A 15,738-nucleotide genomic window follows, 5' to 3' on the forward strand; every position below is an offset into this window, starting at 1 on the left:
CAACAGCCGCCGTTCCGTGGGGCGCATGCGACGGACAGTCAGAGGACGCATGGGGACCTCCGCTGCTGCGACGTAGGCTGCGTTGGTTTGTTGCCCTCATCATATCACAGTCCCTCAATCAAGTTGGAGCGGCACTAGACTATCAACTTGGCATGACCGGGACGGTACCCGGTCCTGATCCGGACCAGATCCTCTCCGCATACGACGTTAACGGTGCTTATGGTGCGCCAACCGGATGGCGCGATGACGAATACCATCAGTTGCTCGCGCGCGGGCGAGCGGTCGTCGCTCAGCAAGGACGGAAGATGATCTACGACCGCTGTCAACAGATCTTGCAGGAGGCATGCCCGGCGTTCACCTTGAATGAGCGCCCGATCCTCTGTGGCGGCTCGCCGTCCGTGCAGGGGTTTCAGGTAGACACCCGACAGTATACTTACTTTTCGAGCACCTGGATCCGACATTAGCCCTCGAGTCGCGCGCTATCCCTGCGCGCGGGCACGCGATTGCCAGGTCGGATCCTGTGTACAAAGGGGATGGCGAGCTTGACGCGGCGAGGTCGCGGGCGCGATCGCAGCGGATGCGCTGCATGTCAGACGCCGCACGTCCCATGCTGCGTGTCCATGGACATAATCCGCACCGCGGTCTCGAGCGCTTCGTGGCCCGACGATGGGAGGTGAGCCTCGAAACAGCGGACGACGCCGCTGGCGTCAGGGGACGGCGGGTAGGGGCGCGAGGACCCCGTGATGGGTGCGTACATCGCGCAGCGCGTGCTGCAGCTCGTGGGGGTCCTGCTGGTTGTTGCGACCCTGGTGTTCGTGGTGTTCCGCCTCGTGCCGGGCGATCTCGCGGAAATGCGCCTCGGCGAGTACATCGACCCGGCGACGCTCACGGCTGTGCGCCACACGCTCGGCCTCGACCGGCCGCTGGCCGTCCAGTACGCGAGCTGGCTCGCGGACGCGGTCCGCGGCAATCTCGGCCTGTCCGCGCTGAATGGGCAGCCGGTGGCGGCGCTCGTGCTGGAGAAGTTCCCCGCCACGCTGGAGCTTGCCGTGCTAGGCATGATCCTGAGCCTAGTCGTCTCCGTGCCGGCCGCGGTGATCACGGCGTTCAGGCGCAACAGTTGGCTGGACCAGGCGGCGCGCGGGGCGGCGATTGTCGGTTACTGCGTGCCGCGCTACTGGCTCGCCGTGTTGTTGATCCTCGTTCTGGCGGTGCGTGTCCGCTGGCTGCCCCCGGCCGGCTTCGTGCCCCTCTCCGAGGACCCGCTCGGCAACCTGCGGTACGCCGCCCTCCCGGCCCTGTCACTCGCGGTCACGCTTGCCGCGGTGCAGATGCGGTTTCTGCGCTCGAGTCTTCTGGATGTGGTCGGCCAGGACTACATCCGCACCGCGCACGCGAAGGGGCTCGCGGACCGGGCCATCGTGCTGCGGCATGCGCTCCGGAACGCGCTCATCACGTTCGTGACCGTGATCGGGCTGCAGTTCGCTGACCTGCTCGGCGGCCTCGTCGTGGTGGAGCAGATCTTCTCGTGGCCGGGTGTCGGCTGGCTCACGATCCAGTCGATCACGCAGCGCGATTACGCCGTCGTGCAAGGCACCGTGCTACTGATCGCCACGGCGTTTGTGCTGGTCAACCTGATCGTCGACGTCTTGTACGCGTACCTCGACCCACGGATCCGGACGGGGCAGGGGAGCGCCACGTGATCGCTCGACTGCGTTGGCGGGGTCGCGGCGCGGGGCGGTCTCTGACGGCGCGGCGCGCGCGTACGCTCGTCAGGGACCGGACGGCGCTTGTCGGCGCGGCGATCTTCGTGCCGATCGTGGCGGCGGCGCTCTTTGCGCCGCTACTCGCGCCGACCAGCCCCACCGCCGTGCAGATGAGCGCCCGCTTTCAGGGGCCGTCGTGGACCCACCCACTTGGGACCGACGAGCTGGGGCGCGACTTGCTGAGCCGCCTCATCTACGGGGCGCGCGTGTCGCTCACTGTCGGCGCGCTTGCGGTCACGATCGCCGCGCGCGCCGGCATTCTGTGCGGGCTCGTCGCCGCCTACTACGGCGGACGCCTAGACGCTGCGGCGATGCGTGCGATGGACGGGCTACTGGCGTTCCCCTCGATCATTCTAGCGCTGGCCATCATCGCGGCCCTCGGACCCGGATTCGTGGACGTCATGATCGCCATCGGCGTCGTCTACATTCCGGTGTTTGCGCGGATCACCCGCGCGTCCGTCCTCGCGCTGCGCTCGACTGGGTTCGTCGAGGCGGCGCGCGCTGCAGGGGCTTCCGACGCGCACGTGATGTGGCGGACGCTGCTGCCGAACTGCCTCTCGCCGCTGCTAGTGCAGATCACGGTCGGCTTCGCGAACGCGATCCTGACGGAGGCGGCCCTGTCGTTCCTTGGCCTCGGGGTCCAACCGCCGACCCCCTCGTGGGGCGCGATGCTGGACATGGGGCGGCGGTTCTTGACGCAGACAGCCTGGTACTCGTCATCCGCCGGTGCGGCGATTTTTCTGACCGTGCTGAGCCTGAACCTGCTGGGTGACGGCCTGCGGGACACGCTGGACCCGCGGCTGCACGCCACTCGGGTGGCACCGGGACGAGGGCAATAACAAGCACTGCAGAACATGATCCACACCTTAAGATGCAGATGCCCTGTGTCTCCCGAAGCACCAGCGTGCATGCCGGTCAGGGGGGCGAGAGTGCTCTCCATACGTCTTGTTACTCGCGAGGATGATGTTGCCGCGCTCGTAGCGGGCACTAGCGAGCTGAAAGAAAATGGTCGTGCCCAAATCGTCCAGGGGACAAGCGGCGGAATGACTGGATCACCCATCTCAGCCAATGGGGAAAACGGCAACGTCAAGGCGCATGATGAACGCCACGACCGTCTCGGCCAGCCATCGACCGGATTCACGACCTTGCGATCCGGCGCTTCCTCGAGCGTCCGAAACATGCTGCGTGCGCGTCGAAGGGACTGATGAAGCGTCAGCTTGGGCATCACGACGCGGCCGAAGACGGCTGTTGATCGAGTGCGCACTCGTAATGCGCTGGCCGCCAGGTTCAAATCCGGTCGCAAGGGCGCGCGTCTGCTAATCCGCTGCTGTGCGCGGGATCAGCAAGTGCAGGTTGAGTGCAGTCGCGCCGGATGGGTCCACGAACCGGTGGCGCCGTCGGAACCGACCTCCCCGCAAACCCATGTGTATCAAGCGGTCCCGAGCAGGTCGTCGTCATCGATGGGAGTGGGTTGGTGTGAACAGCGGGGAGGTTCAAGACCTGCACCGCCCACCATATTTTTCAAGCGTTTCCGCGCGATCACTACTCGCCCGATCGGCGACTTGCAAACGGTTTGCAAACGGATTCCCGAGAATGGCCCCAGAGCCAGCTCGTTTGAGCGTAGGGTGGGGGTCCTGACTATAATAAGTACCATGCTACGCCCCCGCCGCGTCTCGGGTGCCGCCTAGGATCGCATCCACCTTCCGGGCGGCCTCTTCCTGCATCCCCGGTAACACGTGACTGTACACGTCCATCGTGACGCCCACTCTCGAATGGCCCAGACGCTCACTCACCACCTTGGGATGGACGCGGGCGCGAAGCAGGTGGCTGGCGTGGGTGTGGCGGAGATCGTGGAACCGGATGCGCGGCACGCCGGTCCGCTTCTGGAGCGGTTCAAAGTCCCTCTGCACCACGTGCCAGCGTCGAGCGGTTTCCCGTTCGTCTGCGCGAATACGAGCCCATGATCGTCGTACTCAGGTCCCCACCGCAATCGCGCCTCGTTCTGACGCGCCTTGTGGTCCGTCGGACGTTCGCGAGACGGGATAATTGTGACGTCTCCCATGGGAGACGTCGATGCGCGCAGAAGACGGAGGTACGTATCTGGTCCTGGCTTTCTGATTCTCCTTCGTCAACCGCAGGGACCTCTACAGTTCCGTCGAAGCTGGCGTCAACATGAGCGATTCGACTACATTGCCGCCGGGCCGCCGGCAAACAGCGTCACAGGATCATAAGGGGAAGACAGCCGGGGAGCGCGTCCGGGGACCGGCAAGGATTCGTTGGATCCGTCACCCCAAGACCGTGGTCGAGCGTCACCAGTACCGCCAGGGGATCGAGGATCTCCTCGCCGCTGGATGGGCACCACGAACGTTGAACACCATCCTTGGGCGTCTGCACAGTGACTATGTGCCTGTGCCCGACCGGACACTGCGGTGGCATCGAGAGTACCGGCTGCCCAAGACGCGGTTCCGGCCTGCGGAGGCCTACGAGCGGATGCTCCGGGACGATCAGGTGCTGCTCGACACGGTGCGGGAGAAAGCGGCCTTGGTCGTGCTCCAGAAAGCCCGGCTGAGCCGCACGCTGGTCCTGGAGGAACGCCTGCCGGGCATCGTCCTGCCCCAGGTTGGCCATGAGATGGACCGCCTAGTAAAGCTAGTGGAGTCGTATGAGCGGTCGCTGGAGGTGGTCGGGCTCCTGCCAAATGAGTCACGCGGGCCCACGGTGACGGTCAGCCAGACGGTGAATGTGCATGAGGTCGTGGAAGCGCAGCTGGCGGGCATGCCGGCTGAGTTGCGCGAGCAGTTGGGACGGTGGTTGGAGCGGGCGCGGCTTGCGCGCGTCGAGGCCCGGCTCAAGCCGATCGAGGCGCGAGTCCGGAACGTTCCAGCGCCGATCGACGAGGATGGCGACCCGGATAGGGGCACGAGGCTTCTTGAGGCCCAAGAGGAAGAATCCGACAACATAGGAAATGATCGGCGGTCGGGGGCGGAGAGCGGGAACTAAAGGCAAGGGTAGCACCTCCACGGACTTTCTCCGGTCCACGATGCGCCGCCGGTCCGGAGCATCAGGATTCTTGTAGAGAAACGACGTAATCTCATTCGTGGCGCGCATGGCCAATCGGTCTGCCCGGGAGGTCGACGTTGGAGACGAGAGAACGGTTGAGTCACCGCTACGGCACGCTGCCTGAGCCGGCGTTCGAGTCGGGGCGGACCGTCCTCTTGATTATCGACATGCAGAAGCACGGTATCGATCCGGCCTACGGCGTTCGAGAGCGACTCGTCGCGAAGGGCCTGCCGGGCGTCGCCGACTACCACACGAGCCGGCTCGAGCTGATCGTCGGGAATGCGAAGCGGCTGCTCTCCGCGGTCCGAGAGCGCGGGATCGAGCCAGTTTACGTCGTCGTCGAGTCCCTGACGCGGGACGGACGCGACCGAAGCGCCGAGCACAAGCGGCTCGGCATCCATCATGCGCCCGGGTCTCCGGAGGCGGCGATCGTGAACCATCTGGCGCCGCGCGAGGATGAAATTGTCGTCAAGAAGACGTGCAGCAGCGCCTTCAATGGGACGTCGCTGCACTACGTGCTGACCAATCTCGGCATCAAGACCGTGATCGTGTGCGGCGTGATCACGAGCGGCTGCGTGGAAAGCACCGTGCGCGACGCGAGCGACCTCGGCTACGGCGTCGCGCTGGTGGAAGATGCCTGCGCGACGTGGACCCCCGAGATGCAGGACGCGGCCGTGTACGCGATGCGCGAAATCTACGCCAAGGTATACTCGACCGACGAGGTGCTGGCCCGCCTTGGCGTCCAGGAACGCGCTGCGCTTTCCGAACGCGGCCGCGCGGCGTCCCGCTGACCCGCATGGACTGCGACCTGGTCATTCGGGACGGCATTGTCGTCACGACGGCCTCGCTCGGGCCCGCCGACATCGGCATAAAGAACGGCATTATCGTGCAGATCGGCGGCGAGATGCGGGGCCGGCGCGAAATCGATGCCGCGGGCCGCTACGTCTTTCCCGGCGGCGTGGACATCCACGTCCACCTGAGCCAGGCATCGCGGCCGGAACCGGACCGCGAGGCGTGGGTGGACGACTTCTGGACGGGGTCCCGGGCCGCGATCGCCGGCGGCATCACGACGGTCGGCAACATGACGTTTCAGTGGGCCCGGGAGCGTGTCGGAGACGCCCTGGGGCGCGATCTTGCGGCGGCGCGCCGGGACGCGGCCGTTGACTTTGTGCTGCATCCGGTGCTGACCGAGCCCACGCCGGCGGCGATCGAGGAAGTCGGGGGACTTGCGGCGCAGGGCCACGCGAGCCTCAAGATCTTCATGAGCCGCGACAACTTCGATGCGCAGATCGACGGCTACATGCAGGCGATGCGCGCGGCCGCGGATACGGGCCTCATCACGCTGGTGCACTGCGAGGACGGCGCGCTGCAGCGGTTTCTCAAGGAGCGGCTGATCGAGGAAGGCCGCGGCGGCCTCCGGTACTATCCCGACAGCCGGCCGGACTACACCGAGGCGGCGGCCACCGAGCGGGCCATCGGTCTCGCGCGGGCGACCGGCGCGGCGATCTACGTTGTGCATCTTTCGTCGGCGTCGGCCTTGGCCAGGTGCCGCGAGGCGCGCGCCCAAGGCCTGTCCGTGTACGTCGAGACGCGGCCGCTGTACCTGTATCTGACGCGTGAACGCTTCGAGGAGCCGGACGGCCCGAAATACACCGGCGCGCCGCCTCTTCGCGCGTCCGCCGACCTGGAGGCGATGTGGGCGGGGCTCCGCAGCGGCGATATCCAGGCCGTGTGCACCGACCACGCGCCGTGGACGTTGCGCCAAAAGACGGACCCGTCCCTCACCGTGGCGACGGTGCGAAACGGCGTCGCGGACCTCGAGACGTTGATGCCGATGCTCTTCTCCGAGGGAGTTCGCAGCGGCCGCATCTCGTTGTCGCGGTTCGTAGAGCTCACCAGCACCAACGTCGCCAAGATCTTCGGGCTCTATCCGCGCAAAGGCGTGATCGCCGTGGGAGCGGACGCCGACCTCGTCGTGTGGGACGCGGAACTCTCGCGGACGATCGACGGCGCGTCGATGCAGTCTCGCGCCGGCTACTCGGTCTACGACGGCCGAGAGGTGCGGGGTTGGCCCGCGTTCACCATTAGCCGCGGCGACGTCGTTCTAGAGGGTACCCAGATCACCGCGGAGCGGGGCCGCGGGCGATGGATCGAGGTCCGGGCCCGCGGGCGCAGCGCGGCGCCGCTACTGTAGCGCGACGCGCCGTTCAGCGCGACGCTGGGCTCGCTCCGACAGCCCGATCCTCAGGTACGCAGCGGAGAGGTCAGCGCACCGGCGTTAGGGACTGTCTCCATCCGGCGCACAGCCTCACGCACCGCGGCGGCAGCATCCGCTCCGATCACGGGCTCGGACAACTTCATGAACTTCTTTTCGATGGCCTGTCCGCCGTCGTCGATAGGCAGACCGTTGGATCGCGCGCACTCGGTCGCGACTTGCCGGTCGTCCAGCGTGACGACGACGCGCGCGGGCCGCAGCGCGGGAAGGCGCGCGGTCAGCGCCGGATCCTCGGAGACATCGATGCGCCGCGACAGCGCGCGGATGCGCTCATTGCGGAGGCTCGCGGCATCGAAGGCCGCGGGCCCCGTCTCGCCGAGCACCATGGCCGCCGCGAGAGCGTGCGGGATCGAAAACTTCGCCGCGAGCGGCGTCGGCGGTTCGCGGTTCGCGAGCAGCGCGGCCGACCGGTAGGTCTCGACCGTCACGCGTCGGACCCGCTCCGACTCGAATGGCTCTCGCCGGCGCAGCTCGAGCAGCGCGTCGAGCGCCGAATGGACGCCGAGACAGCAGGCATGGGGCTTGAAATAGAGATCGCTCTCGATCGCCCAGACATCGCCGAGGCCTTCCGAGAGCGAGGCCGCGTCGAACCGCGTCCCGAGGATCTGACCGAGGACTGCGTCGAGCGCCGCCGGATTATGCGTCAGCCCGCAGCGGATGCTCTCGGCCGCAACGAAGGCACTTTGCGCGACTACGCCGGCGAACAGGTTTCTCACCGTGCCGCCCAGGCGCGCGGCATTCCAGTCGGCCGGAATGAGCAGGGCCGCGCCTTGCTGCACAGCCGCGGCGAACGTCGGCGGGTGAAACTCCCACAACCGCGCGAGGCCGGCCGCCGCGGCGACGGCGACCGCCGTGCCGTGCGGATGAACAGCAGGGGACAACTCCGTCGCCCTCGCGACGCGCGCGCCCGTCTCGTAGCCGGCGATGAAGGCCGTCAGGAGCTCGGCCCCGGACCGGCCCTCGTCTTCCGCGGCTGCCAGCACCGCGGGCCACACGTGCGCGCCCGGGTGTCCCCTGGCAAAGAGGTTCGTCTCGTCGAGCTCCAGAGCGACGATCGCCGCGGCGTTGAACAGCGCCGCGCCGGCAGGATCCGCCTGAACCGGCGTTCCCGCGAGCGTGGCGCGTCCAGGGCGCCGGCCGAGCGCTGCGGCCAAGTCGGGCATACCGTCGTCGCGGCTGCCCGCGAGGTTGCAGCCGACCAGGTCCAGCACGACGAGCGAGGCCCGCCGCGTGACCGCGGCCGGGATGTCGCGCAGACGGAGACCCGCCGCCCATGCGGACAGCGCAGCGAGATGCCGCGCGGTGTCGAGAAGCGCCATGGCCTAAGACTTCCGGCCGCCGTGCGGCAACTCCTCGAACGCCGCCTGTCCCGATGGCGTGGAGCGATCCTCCGGCACGCGACGTATGTCGGATAACGAAGGACTCGGTGTGCGCTCATCGAAGGCTATCGCATCGCGTGAGCCGATCATCCCCGATGAGCGAGGCGGTGTGGAAATGCAGATTCCGAACCGACTAATGGCCCCAACGCCCGAACAGCGCCAGAAGGCGCTCGACGTCCTCGAGACCGGCAAGACTTACGGTGGCGAGGAAACCGAGCGATTCGAGACCGAGCTCGCGGCCTGGTGCGCCCGCCGGTACGGCGTCACCGCGAACTCCGGCACGTCGATTTGCCTCTTGGCGCTCGACGCGAAGCGCATCGGACCCGGCGACGAAGTCATCCTGCCCGCGAACGGCTACGTCGGCGTCCTCGCCGCGGTCGTGAAGCGCGGCGCGATCCCGGTGTTCGTCGAAGTCGACGCCGAGACGTCCAATATCCGGCCGGACGCGGTCGCAGCCGCGGTCACGCCTCGGACGAAAGCGCTCGTCGCCATTCACGACTACGGGTTCCCCTGCGACATGGACCCGATCATGGAGACGGCGCGCCGGCACGAGCTGTTCGTCATCGAGGATGCCGCGCACGCACTCGGAGCACAGTACAAGGGGCGGCAGGCGGGCGGCATCGGCGATATGGGATTCTTTAGCTTCTCCGGCAAAATGATCACGGCGTTTGGGCCCGGCGGCGGCGCGGTGACGGACGACGCGGACCTGGCCGAGGACCTGTCGAGCCTTCGCGACCAGGGACGGGTGCGGGATCACCACATCAGCTTCATCCGCCGCACCGATTCCCGGTGGTACGATCAGCGCTGGGTTGGCTACAACATGCACATGACCGAACTGTGCGCGGCGCTCGCGCGCATCGACCTGCGGCGCCTGCCGCAGTACGTCGCGCACCGCCGCCGGGCGGCCGAGTACTACACGGCTCGCTTTCGCGACGCCGGCCTCCCGCTGCAGCTGCCGCCGGCCCGGCCGTGGGCTTCGCCGTGCTACCTGCATTACACGGTGTGGAGTCCGGAGCGCGACGCGCTGCGCGAGACGCTTGCCGCGCGCGGCATCGAGGCGATCTCGCTCTATCCGACGCCGCTTCACCTGCTGAAGCCCGTGATGGAGCAGTACAAGACGCGGGAAGGACAGTTCCCCGTCGCGGAGCGGCTGTGCCGCGAGACGCTGTCGCTGCCCGCGGGCCCGCACGTGAGCGACGATAAGCTGGCCTATGTTGGCGACGCGGTCAACGGACACTTCGCCGGCCGCAAGAGCGCGACGACGACGGCGGTGCCGTAGCGGCCTGTAAGCCCGCGCTAGAGGTTCTCGCCCGGCGGCGGGAACGGTGTGCCGCGGGTCTGACGGCCTTCGCGAACGTCCCGCTCGATGCGCTCCGCGGCCCGGCGTTCGGGCCGCCCGTAGCCGCCGCCGCCGCCCGACCTGACGACGAGCCGATCTCCCGATCGGAGCGCCTCGTGGACCTTGGAACCAAGCACGCGCGGCGTTCCATCCCGCACCAGCACGCACGCGCCCGGCACTCCGGTGCCGCCGCCGAAGAGCCCCGGCGCGCCATGGCGGTGCCGGTCGGAGTGCAGCCCGAAGGTCACGTCGTCACTGAGGATGCGGTACGCGCGCTCCATTCCGAGGCCGCCCCGGAATGCGCCGTCGCCGCCGGAGTTGGGCACGAGGCCGTAGCGGAGGATCTCCAGGAAGGGAAACTCGATCTCGACCGACTCGACCGGCGTGTTCTGGCCGTTCGTGAGCGGCATGATCATGCCGTCCGCGCCATCCTGACACCACAGCGCGCCGTTCCCGGCCCCGAGCACCTCGGATAGGATGCGGGCGTGCCCGCCGGCGCGGTGGCCGAACGAGATGCCGGTCTGCGCGTCGAAGCCCGGCGCCATCACCTGCTTCGGCAGCACGGGCGCCAGCGCCATGTTCACCGCGTCGAAGATCTTGTAGCACGCGCTCGTCCGCGCGCGGGTAGCGGCCGGCCACCGGGGATTCAGCAGGCACCCCAGCGGTGCCGTGACGTGCACGGGTCGCATGCTCCCCGCGTTGACCAGCATGTGCGTGATCCCGAGGATCGCTACGACGGTCGTCCGTACGCTAGAGAGCGTGGAGCCCCACGGTACGTTGATGAAGCCCCGCGCCTGCGGGTCCGTTCCGGTGAAGTCGATCATCATGTCGCTGCCGGCAATGCGGACCGTGAGCCGCACGTAGAACGGTCCGGCGCCGGTCCCGTCGTCCTCCATGTACGCTTCGCCGCGGTACTCGCCGTCCGGGATGGCGGCGATCGCCTGCCGTGAGATGCGCTCGCCGTAGTCCTGCACGTCCGTCATGAACTCGGCGATCGCGGCCGCGCCGTACTTGCGGGCCAGCGCCCGGACGCGCGCCTCGCCGGTGCGGCAGGCGGCGATCTGGGCGTCGAAGTCGGCCAGGACGGTGCGCGGGGCGCGTACGTTCGCGCCGAAGAACTTGCCGAACGGCGACGCGCGCCAGTCGTCGTCGAGCGGGATCCGCATTGGCGGGAAGACGATGCCTTCCTGGAACACGTCGGTCGCTCGCGCGTTGCTGGCCGCGGCGCCACCCCCGAGATCCAGGTGGTGGACGTTGGCGCAAGTGACGCCGAGCAGTCGGCCATCGAGGCGGATCGGCGTGAAGAGCAGCACGTCGTTGATGTGCTGGCCGCCGTGGAAGGGGTCGTTGACGACGAAGGCCTCGCCGTCCCTCAGGCTCTCGAACTCGTACTCTTCGGCGATCGCAGCGGCGGCCGGGTCGATCGCGTTCAGCAGTTGCGGGATATAGTTGGCGATCGCGATCGTGTTGCCGCGGGGATCCAGGACCGCCGTCGCGATGTCGCGGACCTCCCGTACGATCGTGGAGTGAGCAGACCGGTACAGGTTCACGCCCATCTCTTCCGCGGTCGCCGCGAAGGCGTGGCCGATCACCGACAGCGTCACCGGGTTCATTCGCCGGCCTCCAGGATGAGGTTGCTGAGCCGGTCGGCGTGAGCCGACCAGCCGTCGGGGACGTATGTCGTGGCGGTGGGCTCTTCGATCACGCACGGCCCGCGGAGACGGTCGCCGGCGTCGATCTCGTGTCGGGGATGGTATCCCTCGGCCCGCGGCGCCGCGGCGCCCCGGCGGCCGGGCGCGGGACGGATCGCGCGCAGCGGCGAGGGCGCCACGGCGATCAGCCGGTAGCCGACCACTTCGACGTCCTGGTCACGGACCGCGTGCCCGTAGCGGACTCGGTGCGCTTCGTGGAACGCCTCGACTGCCGCCGCCACCGGCATCCCGTCGCACGGCACGCTGATTTCGTAGGCTTGGCCGGCGTAGCGCATGTCCATTTCGGGCCGACACGTCACCTCGGCCCACGGACGCTCGTAGGCCTGGAACTCCCGGCGCGCCCGGGCCTCGAGGTCGGCGAACAGCGCCGCGACGCCCTCGTCGGTGACGCGCGCCGCCAGCATGACGCGCGTGATCGAGAAGTCCTGGCGCGTCTCGGCGAGCAGCAGGCCGTACGCGGAGATGAGGCCGGGGTTGACCGGCACCAGCACGCGCGAGATGCCGAGGTCGGACGCCACCGCCGCCGCGTGCAGCGGCCCGGAGCCGCCGTACGCCACGATCGTGTAGTCGCGTGGATCGTGGCCACGCTCGATGGAGACCAGGCGCACCGCCTGCGCCATCGTCACGTTGACCAATCTCAGCACGCCATCGAGCGTCTCGCGGCGCGGCAGACCCACGCGGTCGGAGAGCGCGTCGAGCGCCGCTTCGGCGGCCGCGGCGTCGAGCCGCAGCCGCCCGCCGAAGAACGCCTCGGGGCGGATGCGCCCGATCAGGACGTTCGCGTCCGTGACGGTGAGGGCGGTGCCGCCTCTGCCGTAGGCCGCCGGACCGGGATCCGCGCCGGCGCTCTCGGGGCCGACCTTCAAAATGCCGCCGCGGTCCACGTCGGCGATGCTGCCGCCGCCGGCGCCCACCGTCGTGATGTCGATCATCGGGACGTTGAGCGGCAGCCCGGCGATCTTGTACTCGCGCGTGACGCCCGGCCGACCGTCCGTCACGAGGCACACATCGGTGCTCGTGCCGCCCATATCAAAAGTGATCGTGTTGGGAAAGCCGGCTTCGAGCGCGGTCGTGGTGGCGCCGACGACGCCGGCCGCGGGACCGGAGAGAATCATTTTCGCGGCGTGGCGCCGGATCGCGTGCGCCGGAATCGTGCCGCCGTTCGCCTGCACGATGGTGACCGGCCCGCGGAAGTCCCGTGCCCGCAGCCGGTTCTCGAGGCGGGAGAGGTAGCGGTCTACGACGGGTTTCGCGTAGGCGCTGATGACGCACGTGCTGGTGCGTTCGTACTCCCGGAACTGCGGCAGGACGTCGGAGGACCGGGTGACCGCCACGCCTGGCAGCGCCGCGGTGAGCGTGTCTTCGGCGGCGATCTCGTGCGAGGGGTTGGCGTACGAGTGCAGAAAGCAGATCGCGACCGACTGGATCCGTTCCTCGCGGACCAGGCGTCGCACGTGCTCCACGAACGAAAAGTCCTGCAGCGGCCGGCGCGTCGCGCCGTCGGGGCCCATGCGCTCGTCCGCTTCGATGATGTGGTCGCGGGAGACGAGCGGCTCCGGCTGACGGTAGAACAGGTCAAACAGGCGCGTCTTGGCCTGCCGCTGGATCAGCAGCACGTCGCGGAAGCCCTTCGTAGTGACGAGGCACGTACGGGCGCCCTTGTGCTCGAGCACCGCGTTCGTCACGACGGTCGAGCCGTGGATCAGCGCGGCGATCTCGGACGGCGGCACGCCGCACTCGGACACCGCGGCCAGTACCGCCCGCTCCGGCTCGGCCGGCGTCGACATGACCTTGCCGGTCGCCTCGATGTGGTCGCCCCGTGACAGCACCCAGTCGGTGAACGTGCCGCCGGTTTCAATGCCGAGCCGGAGTCCGGTCATGCGTCGCCCGTCGTCACGTACGTCCTCCCTCACCCGCGGCCGTTCCGCTACCGTGAGCGGAACCGCGGATCGAGCAGATCGCGGAGCCCGTCGCCCAGCACGTTGAACGCGAGCACCAGCGTCAAGATGGCGAGCCCGGGGAACGCCCCGATCCACCACTGGTCGAGGTAGTTTCGGCCGGAGGCGATCATCGATCCCCATTCGGGGATCTGGGGTGGGGGCCCGAGCCCGAGGAAGCTCAGCGACGCGAAGGTCAGGATCGCGTAGCCGATGTCTAGCGTGCCCAGGATGATGACGGGCGAGATCGTGCCGGGCAGCACGTGCCGCAGGAAGACCCGCAGGCGCGAACCGCCGAGGGCCCGTGCCGCGACGACGTACTCGCGGTCTCGCACGGCCAGCACGAGGCCGCGGACGAGACGGGCGTACGAGGGCCACCAGGCGACCATGATGGCGATCACGGCGTTGCGAATCCCCGCTCCCAGCGCCGCGGTGATGACCAGCGCGAGGATGACCGTCGGAAACGACAGCATGAGGTCCGTGGCGCGCATGAGCCCCTCGTCGGCCGTGCCGCCGAGGAAGCCCGCGCTGCCGCCGACGATCGTGCCGATGACGGTGGCCAGCGCGACCGCGATCATCCCGACCGGAATGGAGAGGCGCGCGCCGTAGAGGATTCGGCTGAAGATGTCCCGGCCGAGCGGATCCGTGCCGAGCCAGTGCGCGGGACTCGGCGGATCGAGGCGCGCGGTGATGGACTGGGACAGCGGCCCGTACGGCGCGAGCTGGGGTGCCAGCACCGCCACCACGATCCAGGCGGAGACGATCCCAAGCGCCAGCAGCGCAAGCGGGGAACCCGTGAGCTGCCGTGGCAGCAGGCGCCGGCGCCGTTTGGCCGGTCGAGGGTGGGCGGTCCCCCCCTGCGGGGGCCGTGGGGCGTCGGACGCGGAGACGGCGCCCATCCTCATCCCACCCGGATGCGCGGGTCGAAGAAAGCGTACGCCACGTCGACGACCAGATTGACGATCACATACACCGACGCGATCACGATGCCGGTCCCCATGATGGCGGGGAAGTCCAGCGAGGTGGCGCTGCTGAAGGCGTAGAGGCCGAGGCCCGGCCAGCTAAACACCGTCTCGGTCACGACGGCGCCGGAGAGCAGCCCGCCGAAGCTGAGCCCGACGATGGTGATGATCGGGATGACCGCGTTGCGCGCCGCGTGGCGCACGACCACCTTCAATCGGGTCACCCCCTTCGCCCGCGCCGTCCTGACGTATTCTTCCTCCAGCACCTCCAGCATGCTGCCCCGCATCATGCGGGTCACAATCCCAAGACTGTAGGCCGACAGGACGACGGCCGGCAGGATCAGGTGCCCCAGCCAATCGAGGGCCGCGTCCCAGCGGTGACTCACGACCGAGTCGACCAGCAGGAAGCCCGTGATAAACGGCGGCGGCGTCACGTCGGCGCTGAGCCTCACGGGTGCCGGCGCCCACCCCAGCCAGTCGTAAAAGACCACAATCGCGACGAGGCCGAGCCAAAACACCGGCGTCGACACGCCGATGAGCGCCGTCACGCGGGCCGCCTGGTCGATCGGCTGTTCGCGGTACACCGCTGCCAGCATCCCGAGCGGGATGCCTGCGAGGAGGCTCAGGCACATCGCCGCGACTGAGATTTCGATGGTCGCGGGGAGGTGCTGCCGCAGGTCAAGAAGGACAGGCTGGTGCGTCGAGATCGATTCTCCCATGTCGCCGTGGATCAGGTTCCAGAGGTAGATCAGGTACTGCTTGTAGAGGGGCTGGTCCAGACCCCAGTGGTGCTTGAAGGCCGCCACGATGGTGGGGTCCGCCGCCGCCCGATCGCCGAGGTTGGTCGCGATGGGATCCGCCGGTATGGCGTGCGACAAAATGAAGCTCAGCAGCGTGATCCCGACGAGCATCGGGAGCAGCAGCAGCAGGCGCCGGACGATGTAGCGATAGAGCGTCATAAAGCGCCGGACGGCGCCGCCCTCGGGCGCCCGTCCGATGTGCGCAACTCGCTAGGAGTTGCTCACCGCACGGCCGTCGACCATCCCGGGGCCCGCGCAGGTCGCGGGCCCTCCCAGCCGCCCGGCCAGCAACGGCCCCCCGCGGGCACCAGCCCTCCGCAGCAGCTTCCGTCGCGGGACCCTGGCGCCGTCCACAATCCGGTTGTGCACTTGAGGCATACAAACCTCCTTGGCATCCCAGCAGATTATCGAAATGGCATTTCTATTCTTGAAACAGAGATGCGGTATTAGAGGGGTTGTTTCTCTTACCCCGAAGGATTTCCTTGCCGGACCCTCAGGAGGGATAACG

General features: G+C 68.3%; 13 protein-coding genes. 6 read left to right on the top strand and 7 right to left on the bottom strand.

What is annotated here, in order from left to right; genetic code table 11:
• Positions 1 to 743 precede the first annotated feature (743 nt).
• Positions 744 to 1,703 carry an ABC transporter permease gene (locus tag VKZ50_03840; protein HLJ58843.1) on the top strand — a complete coding sequence of 320 codons (960 nt, stop codon included), beginning with the start codon at positions 744 to 746 and terminating at the stop codon, positions 1,701 to 1,703.
• The gene (locus VKZ50_03845) at positions 1,700 to 2,605 is read left to right on the top strand and encodes an ABC transporter permease (protein HLJ58844.1); all 906 of its coding nucleotides are present in this window, start codon (positions 1,700 to 1,702) and stop codon (positions 2,603 to 2,605) included. Before VKZ50_03840 ends, VKZ50_03845 begins: the two co-directional genes overlap by 4 nt.
• 816 nt (positions 2,606 to 3,421) lie before the next feature.
• On the opposite strand, the gene VKZ50_03850 is transcribed toward VKZ50_03845, so the two are convergent.
• Positions 3,422 to 3,679 (bottom strand): tyrosine-type recombinase/integrase, encoded by a 258-nt coding sequence (locus tag VKZ50_03850; protein ID HLJ58845.1) that lies wholly within the window; start codon positions 3,677 to 3,679, stop codon positions 3,422 to 3,424.
• Positions 3,680 to 3,938: 259 nt separating this feature from the next.
• On the opposite strand from VKZ50_03850, the gene VKZ50_03855 reads away from it, so the two are divergent.
• The 3 genes from VKZ50_03855 (at position 3,939) to hydA (ending at position 7,020) form a co-directional block, all read left to right on the top strand.
• Positions 3,939 to 4,766: a hypothetical protein gene (locus VKZ50_03855; GenBank protein ID HLJ58846.1), complete on the top strand. Its 828-nt coding sequence runs from the start codon at positions 3,939 to 3,941 to the stop codon at positions 4,764 to 4,766.
• 137 nt (positions 4,767 to 4,903) lie between these two features.
• Positions 4,904 to 5,617: an isochorismatase family cysteine hydrolase gene (locus VKZ50_03860; GenBank protein ID HLJ58847.1), complete on the top strand. Its 714-nt coding sequence runs from the start codon at positions 4,904 to 4,906 to the stop codon at positions 5,615 to 5,617.
• Positions 5,618 to 5,622: 5 nt separating this feature from the next.
• Positions 5,623 to 7,020 (top strand): dihydropyrimidinase, encoded by a 1,398-nt coding sequence (gene hydA / locus VKZ50_03865; GenBank protein HLJ58848.1) that lies wholly within the window; start codon positions 5,623 to 5,625, stop codon positions 7,018 to 7,020.
• Positions 7,021 to 7,070: 50 nt separating this feature from the next.
• Here hydA and VKZ50_03870 read toward each other — a convergent pair whose 3' ends face one another.
• A complete protein-coding gene (locus VKZ50_03870; GenBank protein HLJ58849.1) occupies positions 7,071 to 8,420 on the bottom strand; it encodes an MmgE/PrpD family protein in 1,350 nt (449 codons plus the stop codon).
• A 175-nt stretch (positions 8,421 to 8,595) separates the two neighbouring features.
• Between VKZ50_03870 and VKZ50_03875 the strand changes: the two genes are divergently transcribed.
• Entirely contained in the window at positions 8,596 to 9,759 is a 1,164-nt protein-coding gene (locus VKZ50_03875) for a DegT/DnrJ/EryC1/StrS family aminotransferase (protein HLJ58850.1), read from the top strand.
• 17 nt (positions 9,760 to 9,776) lie between these two features.
• Here VKZ50_03875 and VKZ50_03880 read toward each other — a convergent pair whose 3' ends face one another.
• The 5 genes from VKZ50_03880 to VKZ50_03900 are packed head-to-tail and all read right to left on the bottom strand — an operon-like array spanning position 9,777 to position 15,608.
• Entirely contained in the window at positions 9,777 to 11,432 is a 1,656-nt protein-coding gene (locus VKZ50_03880) for a hydantoinase B/oxoprolinase family protein (protein HLJ58851.1), read from the bottom strand.
• Entirely contained in the window at positions 11,429 to 13,411 is a 1,983-nt protein-coding gene (locus VKZ50_03885) for a hydantoinase/oxoprolinase family protein (protein HLJ58852.1), read from the bottom strand. Before VKZ50_03885 ends, VKZ50_03880 begins: the two co-directional genes overlap by 4 nt.
• A gap of 47 nt (positions 13,412 to 13,458) precedes the next feature.
• The gene (locus tag VKZ50_03890) at positions 13,459 to 14,367 is read right to left on the bottom strand and encodes an ABC transporter permease (protein HLJ58853.1); all 909 of its coding nucleotides are present in this window, start codon (positions 14,365 to 14,367) and stop codon (positions 13,459 to 13,461) included.
• A 2-nt stretch (positions 14,368 to 14,369) separates the two neighbouring features.
• Positions 14,370 to 15,389 carry an ABC transporter permease gene (locus VKZ50_03895; protein HLJ58854.1) on the bottom strand — a complete coding sequence of 340 codons (1,020 nt, stop codon included), beginning with the start codon at positions 15,387 to 15,389 and terminating at the stop codon, positions 14,370 to 14,372.
• 51 nt (positions 15,390 to 15,440) lie between these two features.
• Positions 15,441 to 15,608, bottom strand: coding sequence for a hypothetical protein (locus tag VKZ50_03900; GenBank protein ID HLJ58855.1), 168 nt, complete (start codon positions 15,606 to 15,608; stop codon positions 15,441 to 15,443).
• Positions 15,609 to 15,738 lie beyond the last annotated feature (130 nt).

This window comes from bacterium (genome assembly GCA_035295165.1).
GTDB lineage: Bacteria > Sysuimicrobiota > Sysuimicrobiia > Sysuimicrobiales > Segetimicrobiaceae > JAJPIA01.

What these genes read in the sequence shown, in the direction of transcription:
- VKZ50_03840 (HLJ58843.1), top strand. Translation starts at nt 744, where the DNA reads ATGGGTGCGTACATCGCGCAGCGCGTGCTGCAGCTCGTGGGGGTCCTG.
- VKZ50_03855 (HLJ58846.1), top strand. Translation starts at nt 3,939, where the DNA reads ATGAGCGATTCGACTACATTGCCGCCGGGCCGCCGGCAAACAGCGTCA.
- hydA (HLJ58848.1), top strand. Translation starts at nt 5,623, where the DNA reads ATGGACTGCGACCTGGTCATTCGGGACGGCATTGTCGTCACGACGGCC.
- VKZ50_03870 (HLJ58849.1), bottom strand. Translation starts at nt 8,420, where the DNA reads ATGGCGCTTCTCGACACCGCGCGGCATCTCGCTGCGCTGTCCGCATGG.
- VKZ50_03875 (HLJ58850.1), top strand. Translation starts at nt 8,596, where the DNA reads ATGCAGATTCCGAACCGACTAATGGCCCCAACGCCCGAACAGCGCCAG.
- VKZ50_03880 (HLJ58851.1), bottom strand. Translation starts at nt 11,432, where the DNA reads ATGAACCCGGTGACGCTGTCGGTGATCGGCCACGCCTTCGCGGCGACC.
- VKZ50_03885 (HLJ58852.1), bottom strand. Translation starts at nt 13,411, where the DNA reads ATGACCGGACTCCGGCTCGGCATTGAAACCGGCGGCACGTTCACCGAC.
- VKZ50_03890 (HLJ58853.1), bottom strand. Translation starts at nt 14,367, where the DNA reads ATGGGCGCCGTCTCCGCGTCCGACGCCCCACGGCCCCCGCAGGGGGGG.
- VKZ50_03895 (HLJ58854.1), bottom strand. Translation starts at nt 15,389, where the DNA reads ATGACGCTCTATCGCTACATCGTCCGGCGCCTGCTGCTGCTGCTCCCG.
- VKZ50_03900 (HLJ58855.1), bottom strand. Translation starts at nt 15,608, where the DNA reads ATGCCTCAAGTGCACAACCGGATTGTGGACGGCGCCAGGGTCCCGCGA.